Source organism: Hydrogenophaga soli (assembly GCF_054777695.1).
The window spans coordinates 136,673-156,917 of the sequence record NZ_BAAHAK010000008.1; the positions used below are offsets into that span (position 1 = coordinate 136,673).

Below are 20,245 nucleotides of genomic sequence, written 5' to 3' on the forward strand. Positions count from 1 at the left end.
TTGTTCCCTCTTCGAAAGACCCGCTGACATGACCGCTCCCGCCGCCCCCCGCAAAGGCCACTTCAACGCCTTTGACGACATCTGGATGCTCGACGGCTACCGCACCCCCATGGTGGACTACTGCGGTGCGCTGGGCCACATTTCGCCCACCGACCTGGGCATCAAGGTGGCCCGCGCCGCCCTCAGCCGCAACGCCGTGCCGGGCGAGCACATCGGCACCGTGCTGGCGGGCAACATGGCCCCCGGCGACTACGAGCAGTACATGCTGCCGCGCCACATCGGGCTGTACGCCGGGGTGCCCATCGAGGTGCCGGCCCTCATGTCGCAGCGCATCTGCGGCACCGGGTTCGAGCTGTTCCGCCAGGCGGGCGAGCAAATCCAGGCCGGGCTGGCCGACGCCGCCCTGGTGGTGGGCGCCGAGAGCATGACGCGCAACCCCATTTGCGCCTTCGAGCACCGCACCGGCTTCAAGCTGGGGGCGCCCGTGGGCTTCAAGGACTACCTGTGGGAGGCGCTGTTCGATTCCACCGCGGGCATCGACATGATCCAGACCGCCGAGAACCTGGCCAAGAAGTACGGCATCACCCGCGAGGAGGTGGACCAGTTCGCCAGCGCCTCGTTCGCCAAGGCCGTGGCCGCCCAGGCCGCGGGCCACTTTGCCGAGGAAATCGTGCCCGTGGTCACCGAGTCGTTCGAGCTGGCGGGCTACCACACCCGTGGCATCAAGCTGGCGGGCAAGGTTGCCGAGGTGGCCGCCGACACCCACCCGCGCGTGTCGCCGGTGGAGGTGCTGGCCAAGCTGCGCCCGGTCAACGCCGGGGGCGTGCAGACGGCGGGCAACAGCTCCGCCCTGGTGGACGGGGCTGCCGCCAGCGTGGTGGTGTCCGGGGCCTACCTGCGGGCCGAAGGCAAGACCGCTGCCGCCCGCGTGGTGGGCGCGGCGGTGGCCGGTGTGCCGCCGGAAATCATGGGCATCGGCCCGGCACCGGCCATCCGCCTGCTGCTGGAGCGCACGGGGCTGACGATGGACGACATTGGCCGCTTCGAAATCAACGAAGCCCAGGGTGCCCAGACCCTGTCGGTGGGCCGCGAACTGGGCATGGACCTCAGCCGCCTGAACGTCAACGGCGGGGCCATTGCCATCGGCCACCCGCTGGCCTGCACCGGCGTGCGCCTGACGCTGACGCTGGCGCGCGAGCTGCGCCGCAGCGGCCAGCGCTACGGCATCTGCGGGGCCTGCATCGGCGGCGGCCAGGGCATTGCCCTGCTGCTGGAAAACCCGTCCGCAGTTTGATGGTGGGGCGGAAATTCAAAGCTTTTTTGGCATCTTGCGCTTTATTTGAAAGCGCAAGCAGCTACGTAAACCATAGCATTCGAGACGCAACATGAACATTCAAGGACAAGCCGCCATCGTCACCGGCGGGGCATCGGGCCTGGGCGAGGCCACCGCCCGCGAACTGGCCCGCCTGGGGGCCAAGGTGGCGGTGTTCGACGTGAACGCCGAGCTGGCCGCCAAAGTGGCCGCCGACATCGGCGCACAACATGGAGACGGCTGCGCCGTGGCCTGTGTGTGCGACATCACCAACCCCGACAGCGCCGCCGCCGCGCTGGCCCAGGCCGTGGAGGCGCTGGGGCCGGTGCGCATCCTCATGAACATTGCCGGCATTGGCACCGCCAAACGGGTGGTGGGCAAGGACGGCAACGCCGCCCCGCTGGAGGACTTTGCCCGCGTGGTCAACGTCAACCTCATCGGGGCCTACAACATCAGCCGCCTGTTTGCCGCCCAGTGCGCCAAGTTGGCACCCATGGAAGACGGCGAGCGTGGCGTGATGCTGTTCACCGCCTCGGTGGCCGCGTTCGACGGCCAGGTGGGCCAGCAGGCCTACAGCGCCTCCAAGGGCGGGCTGGTCAGCATGACGCTGCCCATGGCGCGTGACCTGGCGCAGCACGGCATCCGCGTCAACACCATTGCCCCCGGCCTGTTCGCCACGCCGCTCATGAAAACCCTGCCCGAAGCGGTGCAGCAGTCGCTGGCGGCCAGCATCCCGTTTCCGCCGCGCCTGGGTAAACCCGATGAGTTCGCAGCCCTGGCTTGCCATACCGTCACCAACACGCACCTCAACGGCGAATGCATCCGCCTGGACGGTGCCCTGCGCATGGCCCCGCGCTGAGTGTTTGGCCGCTGGACCTTGGAGCAGAAAGACCCCCCATGAGCAAAACCGTTGTGTACGAGGTGGAAGTGATGTTCGGCGATTGCGATCCCGCCGGCATCGTCTTCTTCCCCAATTTCCACAAGTGGATGGACGCCTCCTCGCTGAACTTCTTTGTGCAGTGCGGCGTGCCGCCCTGGCGCGAGCTGATCAAGACCCGCGGCATCGTGGGCACGCCGCTGCTGGAAAACCACGTCAAGTTCTCGCGCCCCGCCACCTATGGCGAGCGCCTGCAGGTGCACACCAGCGTCATCGAGTGGCGCGACAAGGTGTTCATCCACAAGCATGTGGTCAAGCGCGGTGACGAGGTGTTGTGCGAGGGCGAGGAAACCCGCGCCTTTGTCATCCACCCGCCCGAGAACCCCGACCGCATCAAGGCCATTCCGGTGCCGGAGGACATCAAGGCCCTGTGCCAGTGATCCTTTTGCCCCCGGACCGGGCTCGTTTTTCCGTCCGTCAACCACACCCAGGAGACAAACCATGACTTTCAAGAAAACCGTGTTGACCGCCGCCACCCTGCTCAGCCTGTCGGGCTGGGCGCTGGCCGACATCACCATTGGCGTGAGCCTGCCGCTGACCGGACCCGCCTCCGGCCTGGGCATCCCCATGAACAACTACATCAAGCTGTGGCCCACCGCCATTGCCGGTGAAAAGCTCAAGGTGGTGGTGCTGGACGATGCGACCGATCCCACCAACGGCGTGAAGAACGCCAAACGCTTCGTGACCGAAGACAAGGCCGACATCATCATGGGCTCGGCGGCCACGCCGGTGGCCATCCCCATGGCCGACGTGGCCGCCGAGGCCAGCACCCCGCACCTGGCGTTCTCGCCCGCCGTGCTGCCCCCCGGCAAGGACGGCTGGACCTTCCGCATGCCGCAGTCCAACGCCGTCATGGCCCACGCCATCGTGGAACACATGAAAAAGCAGGGCGTGAAATCGGTGGGCTTCCTGGGCTACACCGACGCCTATGGCGAGAGCTGGCTGAAGTCCTTCACCCCCGAGGCCGAGAAGGCCGGCATCAAGATCGTCGCCACCGAGCGTTTTGCCCGCAGCGACACCAGCGTGACGGCCCAGGCCCTCAAGCTGGTGTCGGCCAACCCCGACGCCATGCTGGTGGTGGCCTCGGGCTCGGGCGCGGCCATGCCGCAAAAGGGCCTGGTGGAGCGCGGCTACAAGGGCAAGGTGTACCAGACCCACGCCGCCGCCACCATGGACCTGATGCGCATTGGCGGCAAGGACGTGGAGGGCACCTACGTGGTCTCCGGCCCGGCGGTGGTGGGCGACATCATTCCCGACAGCCACCCCTCCAAGCCTGTGGCCAAGGACTTTGTGGCCACCTACGAAAAGGCCTACGGCAACAACAGCGCCAACCAGTTTGCGGGCCATGCCTACGACGCCATCATCGTGCTCAACAAGGTGGTGCCCGTGGCGCTGAAGAAGGGCAAGCCCGGCACGCCCGAGTTCCGCGCCGCGCTGCGTGAGGCCATGGAAACCATGGGCCGCACCGTGCTGGCCCACGGCGTCCTCAACTGGACCAAGGACGACCACTGGGGCTACACCAACGAAACGGGTGTGATGCTCAAGGTGGTGGGCGGCGACTGGAAGGTCGAGTAAGTTTTTCACCCGGGGCAAACACCATGGACTTTTCGATTGCCAGCATCCTGATGCTGGACGGCGTCACCAATGGCGCCGTGTATGCCTTGCTGGGTCTGGCCACCGTGCTGGTGTTTGCCGTGACCCGGGTGATCTTCATCCCCCAGGGGGAGTTCGTCGCCTATGGCGCGCTCACCCTGGCCATTCTGCAGACCGGGCAGGTGCCCGGCACCGTGTGGCTGCTGCTCATCCTGGCGGGTGTGGCGGCGCTGATGGACGGCTGGGCGGGTTTCCTGCGGCACCACTCGCCGCTGGAGGGCCTGAAGGCCGCCGTGCGCACCGCGGCCCTGCCCGTGGCCATTGCGTTGGTGACCCGCTGGGCCGCGCCGCAGCAGTTTCCGCTGCTGGTGCAGGCGGCGCTCACGCTGGTCATCGTCACCGCCTTCGGGCCGCTGGTGTACCGGGTGGCCTACCAGTCGCTGGCCGATGCTTCCTCGCTGGTGCTGCTCATCGTGTCGGTGGGCGTGCACTTCGCCATGACCGGGCTGGGCCTGCTGTTCTTCGGGGCCGAGGGCTTTCGCAACCCCTCGTTCTGGGACGAGCGTTTTGCCGTGGGGCCGCTCAACATCGCGGGCCAGGCCATCATCATCGGCGCGACCACGGTGGCGCTGATCGTGCTGCTGTGGCTGTTCTTCGAGCGCACGCTGTACGGCAAGGCCCTGCGGGCCACCGCCATCAACCGGCTGGGGGCGCGGCTCATGGGCATTTCCACCCACGGCGCGGGCCAGCTCACGTTTGCCATGGCCGCGCTCATCGGGGCGTTGTCGGGCCTGCTGATCGGGCCCACCACCACGGTGTTCTACGACTCGGGCTTTTTGCTGGGCCTCAAGGGCTTTGTGGCCGCGGTGATGGGGGGGCTGTCCAGCTACCCCGTGGCCCTGGTGGGTGCACTGTTTGTGGGGCTGGTGGAGGCGTTTGGCTCGTTCTGGGCCAGCGCGTTCAAGGAAGTGATTGTGTTCACCCTGATCCTGCCCATTTTGCTGTGGCGCTCGCTGACCGACAAACACGTCGGGGAGGACCACTGACATGACAAAACTATTCCCTCATTTTCCGCACCACCTGTGGCGCTACACCGCGCTGCTGGCCATTCCGCTGCTGGCGCTGCTGCCGTTGCCTGATTTCTGGATCACCCAGCTCAACTACATCGGGTTGTACAGCCTGGTGGCCATGGGCCTGGTGCTGCTCACCGGCGTGGGCGGGCTCACCTCCTTCGGGCAGGCGGCGTTTGTGGGCATTGGGGCCTACACCAGCGCCTACCTGTGCGTGAACGCGGGCCTGTCGCCGTGGATCACGGTGTGGGTCGGGCTGGCCATCACCGCGGTCAGCGCCTTGCTGGTGGCGTGGCTCACGCTGCGCATGTCGGGCCACTACCTGCCGTTGGCCACCATCGCCTGGGGCCTGTCGCTGTACTACCTGATGGGCAACCTCGACGCCCTGGGCAAGTACGACGGCATCCTGGGCGTGCCCTCCCTCACCCTGATGGGCTGGGACCTGGGCTCGGGCCGCCCGTTTTTTGTGCTGGTGTGGCTGATGGTGCTGTTCGGCGCCTACGCGCTGCTCAACCTGCTGGATTCGCGCACGGGCCGGGCCATCCGCGCTTTGAAGGGTGCGGGCCAGATGGCCGAGGCCATGGGCGTCAACACCCTGCAGCACAAGGTGGGCATCTTCCTCATTGCGGCGCTGTTCGCCAGCCTGTCGGGGTGGTTGTTTGCGCACTTCCAGCGCACGGTCAACCCCTCGCCCTTCAGCCTGAAGTTCGGCATTGAATACCTGTTCATGGCCGTGCTGGGTGGTGTGGGCCATGTGTGGGGGGCCGTCACCGGGGCGCTGTTCACCAAGATCATGGAAGACCAGCTGCAGGTGCTGCTGCCCAAGCTGATTGGCACCAGCGGCAGCTACGAGGTGATTGTGTTCGGCATCGTGCTGGTGCTGGTGCTCAAGTACCTGCCCGACGGCCTGTGGAGCCTGGTGGGTCGGCACTTTCCCACGCCGCAGCGGCGCAACACCTGGTTCCATGCCGCGCCCCTGCCCGAAAAGAGCAAGCCCACCCCTGGCGAGGTGGTGCTGGACGTGAACAAGATCCGCAAGCAGTTTGGCGGCCTGGTGGCGGTGAACGACATCAGCTTCCAGATCAAGGCCGGGCAGATCGTGGGCCTGATCGGCCCCAACGGCGCGGGCAAGTCCACCACCTTCAACCTGGTCACCGGTGTGCTGGGGCTCACCTCCGGCACCGTCAAGTTCCGGGGCGAGGTCATCAGCGGGCGGCCCTCGCGCGAGATTGCCGAGCGCGGCATGTCGCGCACCTTCCAGCACGTGAAGATGATCCCCGACATGACCGTGCTCGAAAACGTGGCCCTGGGCGGCCACCTGCGCGGCAGCAAGGGGGCGCTGTCGGCCATGCTGCGCCTGGACCGCGAGGAGGAGAACCGCCTCATCAAGGAAGCCGCCCGCCAGCTGGAGCGCATTGGCATGGCCGAGCACATGCACGACCTGGCCGGCAACCTGGCCATGGGGCCGCAGCGCTTGATGGAAATCGCCCGCGCCCTGTGCTCCGACCCCGCGCTGCTGCTGCTGGACGAGCCCGCCGCCGGGCTGCGCCACAAGGAAAAGCTGGCGCTGGGCGCGGTGCTGCGCCAGCTGCGCAGCGAGGGCGTGAGCATCCTGCTGGTCGAGCACGACATGGACCTGGTGATGGACGTGACCGACCACATCGTGGTCATGGAGTTCGGCACCCACCTCATGGAGGGCACGCCCGCCGAAGTCCAGGCCAGCGAAAAAGTCCGTGCCGCCTACCTGGGCACCGAGCATTGAACCCGAGGTCCCCATGAACACCCCAAACAACGGCACCCCCCTCCTCGAAGTCAACGACCTCAAGGCCGGTTATGGCCGCGCCGAGGTGCTGCACGGCCTCAGCCTGAAGGCCGATGCCCGCAGCGTCATCACCGTCATCGGCCCCAACGGGGCGGGCAAGTCCACCCTGCTCAACGCGCTCATGGGCGTGTTGCCCGCCAAGGGCCAGGTGTTCTTCAAGGGCGAGGACATCAGCCGCCTGAGCCTGGAAGACCGCGTGATGCTGGGCATGGCCCTGGTGCCCGAAAAGCGCGAGCTGTTTGGCTCCATGCCGGTGGAAGACAACCTGGTGCTGGGCGGCTACCGCCAGCTGCGCCTGCGCAACCCGCGCTGGGAAGACCAGCTCGACGCCGTGTACCAGCGCTTTCCGCGCCTGAAGGAGCGGCGCACCCAGGCCGCGGGCACGCTGTCGGGCGGCGAACGCCAGATGCTGGCCGTGGGCCGCGCGCTGATGTCCGGCCCCGAGCTGCTGATGCTGGACGAACCCAGCCTGGGCCTGGCCCCGCTGATCGTCAAGGAAATCCTGAACGCGGTGGACGAGCTGCGCAGCACCGGCGTGACCATCCTGCTGGTGGAGCAGAACGCCCGCGCCGCCCTGGGCGTGGCCGACCACGGCTACGTGCTGGAGATGGGCACCATCGCCTTGCACGGCCCGGCGGCCGAGCTGGCCAACGATTCGCGTGTGATCGACACCTACCTGGGCGCGGCCAAGAAGGCGGCTTGAGGTTTGGGCCTGCCATGTCCTTGGGTGGCGGGCGAGCGAAGCGGGGGCCACGGGCGGTGCGCTCATGGCGTGCGCTGACCGCTGCGATGCTCGCCTGCGGGTTGGGCTGCGGAACTCACTGCACGTTGCGGCGCAACGTTCCGTTCAGACAACCGCAGCCAGTCAGAGGACGAGGCGCACGGGGTGCGCCAACCCGCAGGCTGTGCGTCTCGCTGCGCCCGCAATGAGCGCCCCGCCCGTGGCCCCCGCTTCGCTCGCCAGTCCCGTGGGGGTGTGCAGGGTTTCAAGGAAAAAAGCCACCTGGCGCTTTTTCTGAAAGCGCAAGCAGCTATCAAAAAAGGAGTAATCATGGTCCACCAACCCCAGACCGACGACATCCGCTTCGTCCTGTTCAACGTGCTGGACGCCGCCGGGCAGCTGAGTGCTCTGGCCCCCCATGCCCACACCGACGCCGACCTGATGCAGCAGGTGCTGGAAGAGGCCGCCCGCTTCGTCGCCGACAAGGTGGCCCCGCTGCGGCGCGAGGGTGACGAAATCGGTTGCCACTTTGAGCAGGGCACCGTCACCACCCCGCCAGGCTCCAAGGAGGCGTATCAGGACTTCTGGCAAAGCGGCTGGGCCAGCCTGTCGTGTGCCGAGGAAGACGGCGGCCAGGCCCTGCCCGAGGTGCTCAACCAGGTGCTGTACGAAATGCTCAGCGCCGCCAACCACGGCTGGACCATGGCCCCCGGCCTGCTGCACGGGGCCTACGAGTGCATCAAACACCACGCCAGCCCCCCGCTGAAAGACGCCTACCTGGGCAAGGTGGCCACGGGCGAGTGGCTGGCCACCATGTGCCTGACCGAAGCCCACGCGGGCTCCGACCTGGGCCTGGTGCGCACCAAGGCCGTTCCCGCGCCCCAGGCACCTGCCAGCCTGACCGCGCTGGGCGAGGTGTTCCAGCTCGAAGGCACCAAGATCTTCATTTCCGGCGGTGAACACGACCTGACCGACAACATCGTTCACCTGGTGCTGGCCCGCTTGCATGGACCCGGCATTGAGGCCCCGCCCGGCCCCAAGGGCCTGAGCCTGTTCCTGGCCCCCAAGTGGCTGCCCGACGGCAGCCGCAACGCCGTGGTGTGTGAGCGGATTGAAGAAAAAATGGGCATTCACGCCAGCCCCACCTGCGTCATGCGCTTCGAAAATGCGAGCGGCTGGCTGGTGGGCGAACCCGGCAAGGGCCTGGGGGCCATGTTCGTGATGATGAACGCCGCCCGCCTGCACGTGGGCCTGCAAGGCGTGGGGCTGCTGGAGGCCGCCTGGCAAATGGCCGATGCCTATGCCAAGGAGCGGCGGCAGATGCGCGCACCCTCTGCCGATGGGTCGCGCCCCGCCGATTCCGCCGGGCAGGCCGCCGACCTCATCGTGCACCACCCCGCGGTGCGCCGCATCCTGGACACCCAGCGCGCCTGGGTGGACGGTGGCCGTGTCATCGCCTACCAGACGGCGCTGGAGCTGGACGTGGCCCGCCACCACCCCGATCCCGCCCGCCAGGCCCGCGCCCAGCGCTGGTGTGCGCTGGTCACCCCGGTGCTCAAGGCCGCGTTCACGCACCAGGCCTTCCACGGCGGCAGCGACTGCCTGCAGGTGTTCGGTGGCCACGGCTATGTGCGCGAATGGGGCATTGAACAGGTGCTGCGCGACGCCCGCATTGCCATGATTTACGAGGGCACCAACGAGATTCAGGGCATCGACCTGCTGGTGCGCAAGGTGGTGGGCGACCAAGGGCAGGCGCTGTACGCCCTGCTGGACGACCTGGCCGCCGACCTGACGACAGGCGCAGGCACGGCATCCGGCCCACAGGTTGACCCCGTGGCCGCCCCCTTGGCCGACCGTGCCTTGGCGCTCATGGCCCGCTTGCGCGAGGCCACCGCCACCGTGCTGGCCCGCCACGCCGCGCAGCCCGAGCAGGTGTACTGGGTGGCCGACGACTTCCTGCCCTGCCTGGCCCGCGTGCTGCTGGCCTGGGCCTGGGTGCGCATTGCCCGCACCGCTGGGGCCGACGCGGCCCGCTGGCAGGCCCCCCGGGCAGCGCTGTCGCGCTGGGTGCTGGACGAATTTGACCTGCACCTGGGCCGCGTGCTTGCCTGAGCCGTGACAACCAGTGACAGGCATTAAAGTGCATTATTTGGAAGGGGTTGTGTGAAGTGTTTCCGGTTTTGACTTGATTCAGATCAAATTCACCGGCAAAACAGAGCAACATAATGCGTTTAATTGATGGGTCTATAGAACAATAGTTCATCAATTCCCGCATCCGCACCCCCCTTGCACTGGAGACACCATGAGCCTGGACGACACCCTGGTTGAAGCCAAAGAATCCATCGACAGCGATCGTTTTGTGGAGGTCAGCTACGACGACGCCATTCCCAACAACGTGGACCTGTCGTCCGACCGCCAGTTGCTCAAGGCGCTGGAGAGCTGGCACCCCAACTACATCGACTGGTGGAAGGACATGGGCCCCGAGGGCTTCCAGGAGTCCGACGTGTACCTGCGCACCGCGGTGGGCGTGGACCCCGCCGGGTGGGCCAAGTTCGGCTACGTGAAGATGCCCGAATACCGCTGGGGCATCCTGCTGGCGCCCAAGGTGGAGGGGCGCACCATTCCCCATGGCAAACACAAGGGCGAACCTGCCTGGCAGGAGGTGCCCGGTGAGTACCGCGCCCTGCTCAAGCGCCTGATCGTGGTGCAGGGCGACACCGAGCCCGCCAGCGTGGAGCAGCAGCGCCAGCTGGGTGCCACCGCCCCCAGCCTGTACGACATGCGCAACCTGTTCCAGGTGAACGTGGAAGAAGGCCGCCACCTGTGGGCCATGGTCTACCTGCTGGTCAAGTACTTTGGCAAGGATGGCCGCGAGGAAGCCCAGGCCCTGCTGGAGCGCCGCAGCGGCCAGCAGGACAACCCGCGCATCCTGGGCGCCTTCAACGAGAAGACGCCCGACTGGCTGAGCTTCTTCATGTTCACCTACTTCACCGACCGCGACGGCAAGATGCAGCTGGCCGCGCTGGCCGAGAGCGGCTTTGACCCCCTGAGCCGCAGCTGCCGCTTCATGCTGACCGAGGAAGCCCACCACCTGTTCGTGGGCGAAACCGGCGTGGGCCGCACCATCGAGGCCACCTGCGCCGCCATGGTCAAGGCCGGCATCACCGACCCGTACGACACCGAAGCCATCCGCCAACTGGGCGTGGTGGACCTGCCGCTGCTGCAACGCAAGGCCAACTTCCACATGTCGGTCACCCGCGACCTGTTCGGTTCGGAAATCTCCTCCAACGGGGCCGAAGCCTTCAGCGCCGGTCTGAAAGGCCGCTTCAACGAAGCCCACCTCAAGGGCGACGACCATGTGCTGGCCGATGCCACCTACAAGGTGACCCGCGTGGTGGAAGGCCAGTTGGTGGACGAAGACGTGCCCGCACTGCGCGCCATCAACGGCCGCCTGCTGGACGACTACATCGCCGACTGCCAGGGCGGCATCGACCGGTGGAACAAAATCATCGAAAAAGCAGGCATTCAGTTCCGCATGAAGCAGCCCCACAAGGGCTTCAACCGCAGAATCGGCGAGTTTGGCGGCCACCGCATCCACCCCGACGGCCAGTTGCTCACCGACGCCCAATGGCAAGCCGGTGTGAAAGACTGGCTGCCCAACGACGACGACAACCGCTTCATCCACTCGCTGATGAAACCCAGCCACCAACCCGGAGAGTACGCTTCCTGGATTGCCCCGCCCCGCATGGGCATCAACCAGCAACCCATCGACTACGAATACGTCAAGATCGACTGACGTTCCCGGCGCAATGCGAAGGGGCGGGGTCGGTCTGGCAAAACCGCGTCACACGCGCTTTTTGTTGCAGCACCCATGGCCCGCCCCCGCAAAACCGCATCTCATTCCCTTTCCCCGACCGACGACGCCCTGGCCACCGACCTGGGCGAGGGCCTCACGCCCGACACCTGCGCCCCCTGCGGGCCGCCCACTGCGATCAACACCGATTACCTGCAATCCCTGGTGGGCTACAACGCCCGGCGGGCGGCGTTGGCGGTCATCAGCACCTTCCTGGAGCGCATGGCCCCCTACGGCGTGAGGCCGGTGGACTTTTCGGTGTTGTCGGTCATCCGCCACAACCCGGGCGTGACCTCGCGCCAGCTGTGCGCCAGCCTGGGCCTGCTGCCGCCCAACCTGGTCACGCTGCTCAACCAGTTTGAAAAACGCGCCCTCATCGTGCGCCGCCCCCACCCGCACGACGGTCGCGCCGTGGCCCTCTACCTCAGCGCCCAGGGCGAAGCCATGATGGCCGAGGCCGAGCAGGAAGCCCACGCCCTGGAGCGCGACGTGACCGCCAACCTCACCGACAAACAGCGCGAAACGTTGATGCAGCTGCTGCGCAAGGTGTATCAGCCTTCACGCCGGGGGTGAAAGCGGCGGCTGGAACGGTCAGGGGGCCAATTCGGGCCATTGCACCCGGTTCCACTGTATGGCGCGGTTGCGCCAGTGGGTGTCGATGGCCTGGGTGAAATCCCCGCGGACCAGCTTGGCACGCGCTTCGCACCACTGCGCCGACTCACGGCGGACCACCACGCCTTCCAGTGGGCCTTGTCGGTAGTGGCTGGGGGTGCTGGCCACCAGATGCTTCAAGTCCCTCAGGGTGAAAGTTCCGCAGGTGACTTGAGGGACGGTCATCAGCCCTGCATCGTGTGCCAAAGCGTTGCGCCGGACGGTGCTCCAGAACCGCCCCTGCGTGCAGTCGTACACGTCAAACAACATCCACCAGTCGGGCAGGGTGCCGTAGTCAAGGGAATGGCGGGCTGCGCACCATTCACCAAACAAGATGGTGTCGGGCGTCAACGCCTGGCGCAGCGCGTCGCCGTGCATGGCCAGCCATGCGGGGAGTCGGGCAAATTGGCCCGTGTGGGGTGACGCCAGATACTGCCCGCGGTTTTGCGCCCTCACATGACCATCCGGTGCCAGCGAAAATCCCAGGTTGGCTCCATCCAGTTTTTCTTCCACCACCACGGCATGCGCCAACAGGGCTTGCACTTCGTCCGGACGCAGCACCTTGTCGTCACGAGGCTCGCCAGACCCCAGCCACGTGAGGTGTGGGGTGTGGGGGAAGCGGAAGAAATTGTCCATGGTGTTGGTGGTCAGCGCTTCTTCTTGGCGTGTTTTTCCGCATGTTTTTGGCGCGACCATGTCTCGATGATGGGTTCCAGCACGACACGGTGTTTGGCGAGAGCCTTCTCCCAGTCATGCCAATCTGTGTCGCCAGCAAATGCAATGCATCCTTCCCCGAACCGTTTGTGAGAGGCCAAGGCTGCGGCCACCATTTTCTTGTCAGCCTTGTCGTGAATCACCGGAGACAGCACTGGGGGCAGCACGCCATTCCCATGCTCGTCGTAATCCACGGAAACGTCATCCACCGCGGCAGTGCTCCATTTGTGCATGACCACCTGGATGCCGAAATCACCGAAACCCAGTTTGTTCAGGTACTCGTCGTAGATCTTGCGGGCTTCGTCCAGCACCAAGCGCGAATCACTTTGCTGGAATTCATCCAGCCAAGCCCATACCTTCAAGCGTTCGGCGGGGTCCGTTGGTGTGGCATCCATGTCTTTGGGATGTTGCGGATCGGCGGCACTGGCGGCGATCAACACGTTGGTGTCCACCACGTAACGGGGCTTCATGACTTGGCTGCCTGTTGGCGTTCGAACATCAGGCGAGCTTGCTCACGGGTTTCACCCAGCGCGTCACCAAAGAACTCGGGGGGCCAGTTTTTCACTCGGCCATATTCATCCAACTCCAACGCTCGGAGTTTGGCTGCTTGGCGGCTGCGTTCGACGAAGTACATGCCCACGCCATCGGGGTTGACCTTTTGTTTGGCCATCAGCGTTTGCATGCGGCGGAACAGATGCTCAGAGTGCGTTTCGACGATGAACTGAACCTTGCGTTGCCGACTGACCGAAACAAACATCTCGGCCAAAACGGATTGGGCCAGCGGATGAAGGTGGATTTCTGGCTCTTCCAGGATGATGGTGCTGCCGGCAGGGGCAAAGTGAGCAACCACCAAGACGGGCAACACTTGCGACACGCCAATGCCCACGTCTCTCAGATTGCAGGCAACGCCATCACGGTGAATGATGAGCTCGTATCGGTTGGATCGCCCTTGCTGGCGAACTTCCAGGCTGTCAGCCACTTTCATGCGCTTCAGCCATTCCGAGACACCATTGACGATGTGGTTCTGGTCCTCGCCTTTGAGCAGGGCACTGGCCAGCAGCGCATCAATGGCGCTTCGCCCGTCAATGCCCACGTCACCGGGTTTGGTTTTGTTCCAAGGGTAGTCTCTTTCAGGTTTGCGCCGCAGCGGCCCGAGGTAAATGATGGACTCCAGCTCCCGACGGATGGCCAAACTGAGGTCTTCGACCAAGGGGCCGTCCTGGGCCAGGTCTGCGATGGCATCTGCGGAAAAAGCGATGGAGCGTTCGGGTGTGTAGTTGCGGCCTTTGAAGCGAGGTTGGGCGTCGTCATCGACCAGGATGGAAAAGGCACCCTTGTCTCGACGTATGGCGCGGAAACTGCGGGCGGCAGTCCTGAGTTCCAGTGCCTGGATCGCGACACTGCCCGAGGACGTTTGTCCATAGGTGCAGTCAAATTGCCCTTCGCTGACTCGGGTGCTGCCGTCTCGCTGAAAATCGAAGCCAATGGAAAACTGCCGAGGGCTCTGCGCCGCTTGGTTCAGTACGTTTTCAAAACCGCCGAAGTTGAACAAATCGTTGACCTCGTCTCCCCCCAGGTTCAGGTGCACGGTGCGGTCAGGCGATTGGACGGTCTGCTTGAGCAGCAGCAGGCTTTGAATCAGTGTTGACTTGCCGGATGAGTTCGTGCCCAGCAGCATCGTTACGGGCTTCAGTGCGATGGGGCCGGTGTTTTTCCAGGCCTTGAAATTGGTCAGGCGCAGTTGATTGAACATGGGTCATATTCTCCGAGGGAAGATGCAATCATGCCGCATCACTGTCCGGTGATGCGGCATGATTGCACCCCCTCACCGCACCTCCCCCACCCAAGCCCGCACCGCCCGCACCACCGCCTCGGCCTGATCCTTGTGCGGGGAATGGCCGCAGTCGGGCAGTTCACGCAATCGGGTTTGCGGGGCGTGTTGCTGGATGTCGCGGATCTGGGTCAGGGTGCCGTATTCGTCGTCCAGCCCCTGGATGGCCAGCACCGGGCAGGTGATGCGGCTCAGCACCGGGCGGATGTCCCAGCGTCGGAAGGCGGGCGACAGCCACACGTCGTTCCAGCCCCAGAAGGCCGAATCCGGGTCCGCGTGGTGGCGGGCCAGGCGTTGTTTGAGCGTGGGTTGCGTGCTGGTGTCCAGGTAGGCCTGCCGGGCGGCTTGGATGCTGGTGACGGACACGTCTTCCACCATCACATGCGGGGCCAGTACCACGATGCCCGCCGGGGGCGTGGCCCCCACCGAGGGGGCCAGCGCCGCATGCAGCAGGGCGATGCTGCCTCCGTCGCTGTGGCCGAACAGCCAGGGCGGTGTGGCGGGGTCGTCCAGCCCCAGCGCCGTCAGCAGCGCGGGCAGCACCTCCAGCGCCTGCTGGTGCATGAAGTCGGGCTGCCAATGCTCGTGCGCCGGGCGCGGGGTGGACTGGCCGTAGCCCGGGCGTGAATACACCAGCCCGCGCCAGCCCAGCGCGGTGCACAGCTGGTGCGGAAAGTCGCGCCACATGCTCACCGAGCCCAGCCCTTCGTGCAGGAACACCAGGCACGGGGCCGCCGCGTCGGTGCGGCCCACCCAGGCGCACTCCACCTCGATGGCGCGGCCCCGCCACGTGAGGGGGCAGCGCGTGGTCTCGCCGGGGTGGGGCACGGGGGCAGGGTGGGCGGTGGTGTGCATGGGCCTGGCTCGGCGTTGGGCGCGGGTTCAGGAGCGGATTCAGCCGCCGGTGTTTTCGCGTTCGCGCAGCTTGAAGCGCTGGATCTTGCCGGTGGCGGTCTTGGGCAGGTCGGGCACAAACTCGATCTGGCGCGGGTACTTGTAGGGGGCCAGCTTGTCTTTCACGAAGGCTTTCAGCTCGGCCTCGGTGGCGGTGTCGCCGTTTTTCAGCACCACAAACGCCTTGGTCTTGGTGAGGCCGTCGGCGTCGGTCACGCCGATCACCGCCGCTTCCAGCACCGCCGGGTGCTGCACCAGCGTGGCCTCCACCTCGAAGGGGCTGACGTAGATGCCGCTGACCTTCAGCATGTCGTCGCTGCGCCCGCCGTAGGTGTAGGTGCCGTCGATGTTGCGGATGTACTTGTCGCCGCTCTTGGTCCAGCCGCCCTGGAAGGTGTCGCGGGTTTTTTCGCGGTTGCCCCAGTACATCATGGCCGCCGTGGGGCCTTGGATGTACAGGTCGCCCGGCTCGCCGTCGGGCACGGGCTCGCCATCGTCGCCTCGCAGCTGGATGGTGTAGCCCGGCACCGGCCAGCCGGTGGTGCCGTAGCGCACATGGCCGGGGCGGTTGGACAGGAAGATGTGCAGCATTTCGGTGGAGCCGATGCCGTCCACGATGTCCACGCCAAAGTGGCGCTGGAAGCGCTCGCCCAGCTCGGCGGGCAGCGCCTCGCCCGCGGACGACACCAGGCGCAGCGCCACATCGGTGCGGGCGGGCAGGGCGGGGTGGGCCAGCATGCCGGCAAAGCCGGTGGGCGCGCCGTAGAACACCGTGGGTTTGAGACCGCCCACGCCACCGGTCCAACGCTTGAAGGTGGCCTCGGGGGTGGGGCGCTCGCCCATCAGCAGGGTGGTGGCGCCCACGCTCAGGGGGAAGCTGAGCGCATTGCCCAGGCCGTAGGCGAAGAACAGCTTGGCGGCGGAGAAACACACGTCGTCTTCACTCAGCTTGAGCACGCGCTTGCCGTACAGCTCCGCCGTCCAGTAGGGGTTGCCATGTGAATGCACCGTGCCCTTGGGCCGCCCGGTGGAGCCGGACGAGTACAGCCAGAAACCGGGTTCATCGGCGCTGGTGGGCGCGGGTCGTGCGGCGGCGGGGTGGGCCGACACAAAGGTGTCAAACGCCACCTCGGACGGGTGCAGCGGGGCCACGGGGTGGGAGACGATGACCTTTTTCACCTCGTGGTCGCTTTTCACCAGCGCGGCGGTGAGGGTGGGCAGCAACGCGCCCGACACCAGCACGGCCTGCGCCCGCGAGTGTTCCAGCATGTAGGCGTAGTCGTCGGCGGTCAGCAGGGTGTTGACGGCCACCGGCACCAGGCCCGCGTACATCGCCCCCAAAAAGCTCACCGGCCAGTCGTTGCCGTCCAGCATGAGCAGCAGCACCCGTTCCTCGCGCCGCAGGCCCAGGCTTTGCAGGCCGGTGGCCAGCTGGCGCACCCGTTGCGACAGGCCGCCGTAGCTCAGGGTGCCGTGGTCGTCGATGAAGGCGGCCTTGCCCGCCCGGGTGGCGTTCAGGTCCAGCAGGTGCGCGGCGAAGTTGAAGTGGTCGCCGGGGGGCAGGATGTCGTCAGGCAGGGTCATGGTTGTCTCCGTTTGCTATTGTTTTGGTTGCTGCTTTCGCTTGTTCATAAAGCGCCAGAGCACTTTTTTGTTGTGAATGTCAGGCCAGGTGGTCCAGCACCGCGGTGCTGGCTTGGATGGCGCTGCGGCGGTGGTAGAAGTTGAGTGCGCGTGCGCCGCCCAGCTCTTCCCCGCCCCCGGCGCGGCCCGGCCCGCCGTGCAGCGACTGCGGCATGACGTTGCCGTGGCCGGTGTGCAGTGCGGCCACGTCGGGGCTGATGACGTGCACGCGGCCATGGCTGTCGGCCAGTTCCAGCGCGGCGGCAGACAGGGCGGTGGCGTCGTGCCCATACAGGGACGCCACCAGCGAGCCCTGGCCGCGGCGGATCAGGGCGTAGGCGTGCTCCAGGTCTCGCCCATCGGTGCGGTAGGGCATGAGCGTGGCCACGGGGCCGAACACCTCCACGTCGTGGACTTGTGTTGAGCCATCGGGGTCTGTGGTGCCCAGCAGCGTGGGCGCGATGACGCAGGCTTTGGCCGGGTCCACGTCCACCAGGGTGGCCTTGGACCCGTCGTGCAGCACCGTGGTGTGGCGTTTGAGTTGTTCCAGCCCCGCCTGGATGGCGTTGAACTGGGCGCGGCTCACCAGCGAGCCCATGCGCACTCCTTCCGTGCGCGGGTTGCCCGCCGTGGTTTTGGCCAGGCGGGCGCTGATGGCCTGGGCCACGGCCTCGTACTGCGCCTGGGGAACGAGCACGCGGCGGATGGCGGTGCACTTCTGGCCCGATTTCACCGTCATTTCCCGGGCCACTTCTTTCACCAGCAGGTCCACCGCTTCAGGCGATGAATCGGGCAGCAGCAGGGCGGAATTGACGCTGTCGGCCTCGATGTTGACGCGCACCGAACGCTGGGCCACGGCGGGGTGGCTGCGGATGACGGCGGCGGTGTCCGCCGAGCCGGTGAAGGACACCACGTCAAACGGCTGCAGCTGGTCCATCAAACCCGCCGAGCTGCCGCAGATGACCGACAAGGCCCCCGCGGGCAGGATGTTGGTGTTCACCACGTCCTGCACCATGCGCTGGGTGAGCCAGGCCGTGGCGGTGGCGGGTTTGACGATGACGGGCACGCCCGACAGCAGCGCAGGCGCTGCCTTTTCCCACAGCCCCCACGACGGGAAGTTGAAGGCGTTGATGAACAGCGCCACGCCCCGGGTGGGGGTGAGCACATGGCGGCTTTGGAACAGCGGGTCCTTGCCCAGGCGGGCCAGGTCGCCGTCGGTCAGGAACTTGCGTTCGCCCAGCTCGCTGCCCAGCTTGGCATACACCCCCAGGGTGTAGATGCCGCCGTCCACGTCCACCGAGGTGTCGGCCTTCACCGTGCCGCTGTTGGCCACGGAAATGGCCTCATACGCCTCGCGGTGGGATTGCAGCACCTTGACCGTTTGCGACAGCAGCGCACCGCGCTGGGCGTAGGTGAGGGCACGCAGGGCGCGGCCCCCTTCTTCGCGGGCAAAGCGGAAGGCCTCGGGCAGGTCCAGCCCGGTGGCGTCCACGCGCACCAGTTCGTCGCCCAGCACGGGGTCGAACAACGGGGTGCCCGCGCCCGTGCCCGCTTGCCAGCGACCGGCGACAAAGTTATCCAACAGGGGAGTGCTCATGGTGTCTCTTTCAAAAGGTGTAGCTGCTTGCGCTGGTGAATCAAGCGCTGGGTGCCAATTTCTTGATCAATTCTTGGTGAACTCAATGCGCCCTTGCGGCAGCAGGTACAGCACCAGGGCGCGGCCCTGGCTCACGGTGGGCGGGTGGGCACTGCCGGGCGGGTACACCCACCAGCCTGCGCCGTGGGCGTCGAACTGGGCGGTGGGGTCCAGCGGCATGATCAGGTCGATCTCGCCCGTGGGGTGCACGTGGTGCGGGCCGGCGATGTTGCACATGTCCACCACGTCCACCGAAAAACCGTCCAGCCCGTCGTCGGGCTTGAAAATGCGGCCATGGCGGATGCCACCTCCCTCCCGCTGGCACAGCCAGCCCTGTTCGACACCGGCCTGGCAGCAGGCCATCAGGTCGCGGAAGGTGGCGCTGTCGGGGCCCAGGTGGGTGTTGAGCCAGTGGCCCAGCAAGGTGTCCACGGGGCGTCCGGCCAGCTGGGTGGTGACGGCCTTGAGGTGGGCCTTGAACACGTCGGGGGTGATGGATGGGGTCACGCGGTCTCCTCAGCACCCTTGATTTTGGATGCGATATGAAATATCGTGCATGGATGAAGCGTAACGAAAAATAGATCTATGTCAAGCAATATATTGCATGAGTCAGCATTGGCCGCTGGGAGCGGTCTGGAGGAAGGGAAGAACCCCTTCCTGTCGGCGTTGGGAGAGCGGGTGCGTGCCTTGCGGGCGCGCCGGGGCATGACCCGCAAGGCCGTGGCCCAGGCGGCCGAGGTGTCCGAGCGGCACCTGGCCAACCTGGAATATGGCGAGGGCAACGTGTCCATCCTGCTGTTGTTGCAGGTGGCGCAGGCCCTGCAAAGTTCGCTGGCCGAGCTGCTGGGCGACGTCACCACGCGATCGCCCGAGTGGCTGCTGCTGCGCGAACTGCTGGAGCACCGCGACGAGGCCACGCTGCGCCGCGTGCGGGTGGCGGTGTCGGAGTTGCTGGGGGCGTCGGGTGGGCCGCAGCCGGGCAAAAGCAACTGCATAGCCCTCATTGGCTTGCGGGGGGCGGGCAAGTCCACCCTGGGGCAAATGCTGGCCGACGACCTGGGTTACCCCTTTGTAGAGTTGAGCCGCGAGATCGAAAAATTTGCCGGGTGCAGCGTGTCGGAAATCCAGGCCCTGTATGGGCAAAACGCCTACCGCCGCTACGAGCGCCGGGCGGTGGAAGAGGCCATCCAGATCTACCCCGAGGCGGTGCTGGCCACCCCGGGCGGGCTGGTGTCGGACGCGGCCACCTTCAACCTGCTGCTGGCGCATTGCACCACGGTGTGGCTGCAGGCCGACCCCGAAGACCACATGAACCGCGTGCGCGCCCAGGGCGATTTGCGCCCCATGGCCGCCAGCGCCGAGGCCATGGAAGACCTCAAGACCATCCTGGCCGGGCGCTCGGCCTTCTATTCCAAGGCGCAGTTCCGCATCAACACCAGCGACCAGGCGCTGGCCGACACCTTTGTGAAGCTGCGGGGGGTGGTGCGTCAGGCCCTGGGTTTGTCCGTGTGAGTGCAGGGGGCTTTGAAAGATGCAGAAAATTGCTTGACTGCATTGGAATGCATGCAATATGATGCATTTCAACAGG

17 protein-coding genes and 1 pseudogene are annotated in these 20,245 nt (G+C 66.1%); 11 read left to right on the top strand and 7 right to left on the bottom strand.

Annotated elements, in window-relative coordinates:
- Positions 1-28 precede the first annotated feature (28 nt).
- The 10 genes and pseudogenes from ACYVB7_RS15010 to ACYVB7_RS15055 all read left to right on the top strand — a co-directional run bounded on the left by ACYVB7_RS15010 (position 29) and on the right by ACYVB7_RS15055 (position 11,881).
- Positions 29-1,294, top strand: a complete 1,266-nt coding sequence (locus ACYVB7_RS15010; RefSeq protein ID WP_460509159.1) for a thiolase family protein — start codon at positions 29-31, stop codon at positions 1,292-1,294.
- Between the two features lie 91 nt (positions 1,295-1,385).
- Positions 1,386-2,171 carry a Rossmann-fold NAD(P)-binding domain-containing protein gene (locus ACYVB7_RS15015; protein ID WP_460509162.1) on the top strand — a complete coding sequence of 262 codons (786 nt, stop codon included), beginning with the start codon at positions 1,386-1,388 and terminating at the stop codon, positions 2,169-2,171.
- Between the two features lie 38 nt (positions 2,172-2,209).
- Positions 2,210-2,629, top strand: coding sequence for an acyl-CoA thioesterase (locus ACYVB7_RS15020; RefSeq protein WP_460509164.1), 420 nt, complete (start codon positions 2,210-2,212; stop codon positions 2,627-2,629).
- Positions 2,630-2,690: 61 nt separating this feature from the next.
- Positions 2,691-3,824, top strand: coding sequence for an ABC transporter substrate-binding protein (locus ACYVB7_RS15025; protein WP_460509167.1), 1,134 nt, complete (start codon positions 2,691-2,693; stop codon positions 3,822-3,824).
- Between the two features lie 23 nt (positions 3,825-3,847).
- Positions 3,848-4,888: a branched-chain amino acid ABC transporter permease gene (locus ACYVB7_RS15030; protein ID WP_460509169.1), complete on the top strand. Its 1,041-nt coding sequence runs from the start codon at positions 3,848-3,850 to the stop codon at positions 4,886-4,888.
- Between the two features lies 1 nt (position 4,889).
- Positions 4,890-6,674, top strand: a complete 1,785-nt coding sequence (locus ACYVB7_RS15035) for a branched-chain amino acid ABC transporter ATP-binding protein/permease (protein WP_460509171.1) — start codon at positions 4,890-4,892, stop codon at positions 6,672-6,674.
- A gap of 13 nt (positions 6,675-6,687) precedes the next feature.
- Positions 6,688-7,203: pseudogene (locus ACYVB7_RS15040) on the top strand (ABC transporter ATP-binding protein); the annotation flags it as partial.
- Between the two features lie 582 nt (positions 7,204-7,785).
- On the top strand, positions 7,786-9,567 hold the full coding sequence (locus tag ACYVB7_RS15045; protein WP_460509173.1) for an acyl-CoA dehydrogenase family protein: 1,782 nt from the start codon (positions 7,786-7,788) through the stop codon (positions 9,565-9,567).
- Positions 9,568-9,814: 247 nt separating this feature from the next.
- On the top strand, positions 9,815-11,251 hold the full coding sequence (boxB, locus tag ACYVB7_RS15050; RefSeq protein ID WP_460509322.1) for a benzoyl-CoA 2,3-epoxidase subunit BoxB: 1,437 nt from the start codon (positions 9,815-9,817) through the stop codon (positions 11,249-11,251).
- Positions 11,252-11,326: 75 nt separating this feature from the next.
- A complete protein-coding gene (locus ACYVB7_RS15055) occupies positions 11,327-11,881 on the top strand; it encodes a MarR family winged helix-turn-helix transcriptional regulator (RefSeq protein ID WP_460509175.1) in 555 nt (184 codons plus the stop codon).
- A gap of 18 nt (positions 11,882-11,899) precedes the next feature.
- Here ACYVB7_RS15055 and ACYVB7_RS15060 read toward each other — a convergent pair whose 3' ends face one another.
- The 7 genes from ACYVB7_RS15060 to ACYVB7_RS15090 all read right to left on the bottom strand — a co-directional run bounded on the left by ACYVB7_RS15060 (position 11,900) and on the right by ACYVB7_RS15090 (position 19,152).
- The gene (locus ACYVB7_RS15060) at positions 11,900-12,595 is read right to left on the bottom strand and encodes an RNA ligase family protein (protein ID WP_460509177.1); all 696 of its coding nucleotides are present in this window, start codon (positions 12,593-12,595) and stop codon (positions 11,900-11,902) included.
- A gap of 11 nt (positions 12,596-12,606) precedes the next feature.
- Complete coding sequence (locus ACYVB7_RS15065) at positions 12,607-13,143, bottom strand: hypothetical protein (protein ID WP_460509179.1); 537 nt, start codon at positions 13,141-13,143, stop codon at positions 12,607-12,609.
- Complete coding sequence (locus tag ACYVB7_RS15070) at positions 13,140-14,426, bottom strand: AAA family ATPase (protein ID WP_460509180.1); 1,287 nt, start codon at positions 14,424-14,426, stop codon at positions 13,140-13,142. Before ACYVB7_RS15070 ends, ACYVB7_RS15065 begins: the two co-directional genes overlap by 4 nt.
- Positions 14,427-14,498: 72 nt before the next feature.
- Positions 14,499-15,359, bottom strand: a complete 861-nt coding sequence (locus ACYVB7_RS15075; RefSeq protein WP_460509182.1) for an alpha/beta fold hydrolase — start codon at positions 15,357-15,359, stop codon at positions 14,499-14,501.
- Between the two features lie 39 nt (positions 15,360-15,398).
- Complete coding sequence (locus tag ACYVB7_RS15080; RefSeq protein ID WP_460509184.1) at positions 15,399-16,982, bottom strand: acyl-CoA synthetase family protein; 1,584 nt, start codon at positions 16,980-16,982, stop codon at positions 15,399-15,401.
- A 79-nt stretch (positions 16,983-17,061) separates the two neighbouring features.
- Positions 17,062-18,618, bottom strand: coding sequence for an aldehyde dehydrogenase family protein (locus ACYVB7_RS15085; protein WP_460509186.1), 1,557 nt, complete (start codon positions 18,616-18,618; stop codon positions 17,062-17,064).
- 66 nt (positions 18,619-18,684) lie between these two features.
- Positions 18,685-19,152 carry a 4-hydroxylaminobenzoate lyase gene (locus ACYVB7_RS15090; protein ID WP_460509324.1) on the bottom strand — a complete coding sequence of 156 codons (468 nt, stop codon included), beginning with the start codon at positions 19,150-19,152 and terminating at the stop codon, positions 18,685-18,687.
- Positions 19,153-19,242: 90 nt separating this feature from the next.
- Between ACYVB7_RS15090 and ACYVB7_RS15095 the strand changes: the two genes are divergently transcribed.
- The gene (locus tag ACYVB7_RS15095; RefSeq protein WP_460509188.1) at positions 19,243-20,169 is read left to right on the top strand and encodes a helix-turn-helix transcriptional regulator; all 927 of its coding nucleotides are present in this window, start codon (positions 19,243-19,245) and stop codon (positions 20,167-20,169) included.
- Positions 20,170-20,245: the final 76 nt, after the last annotated feature.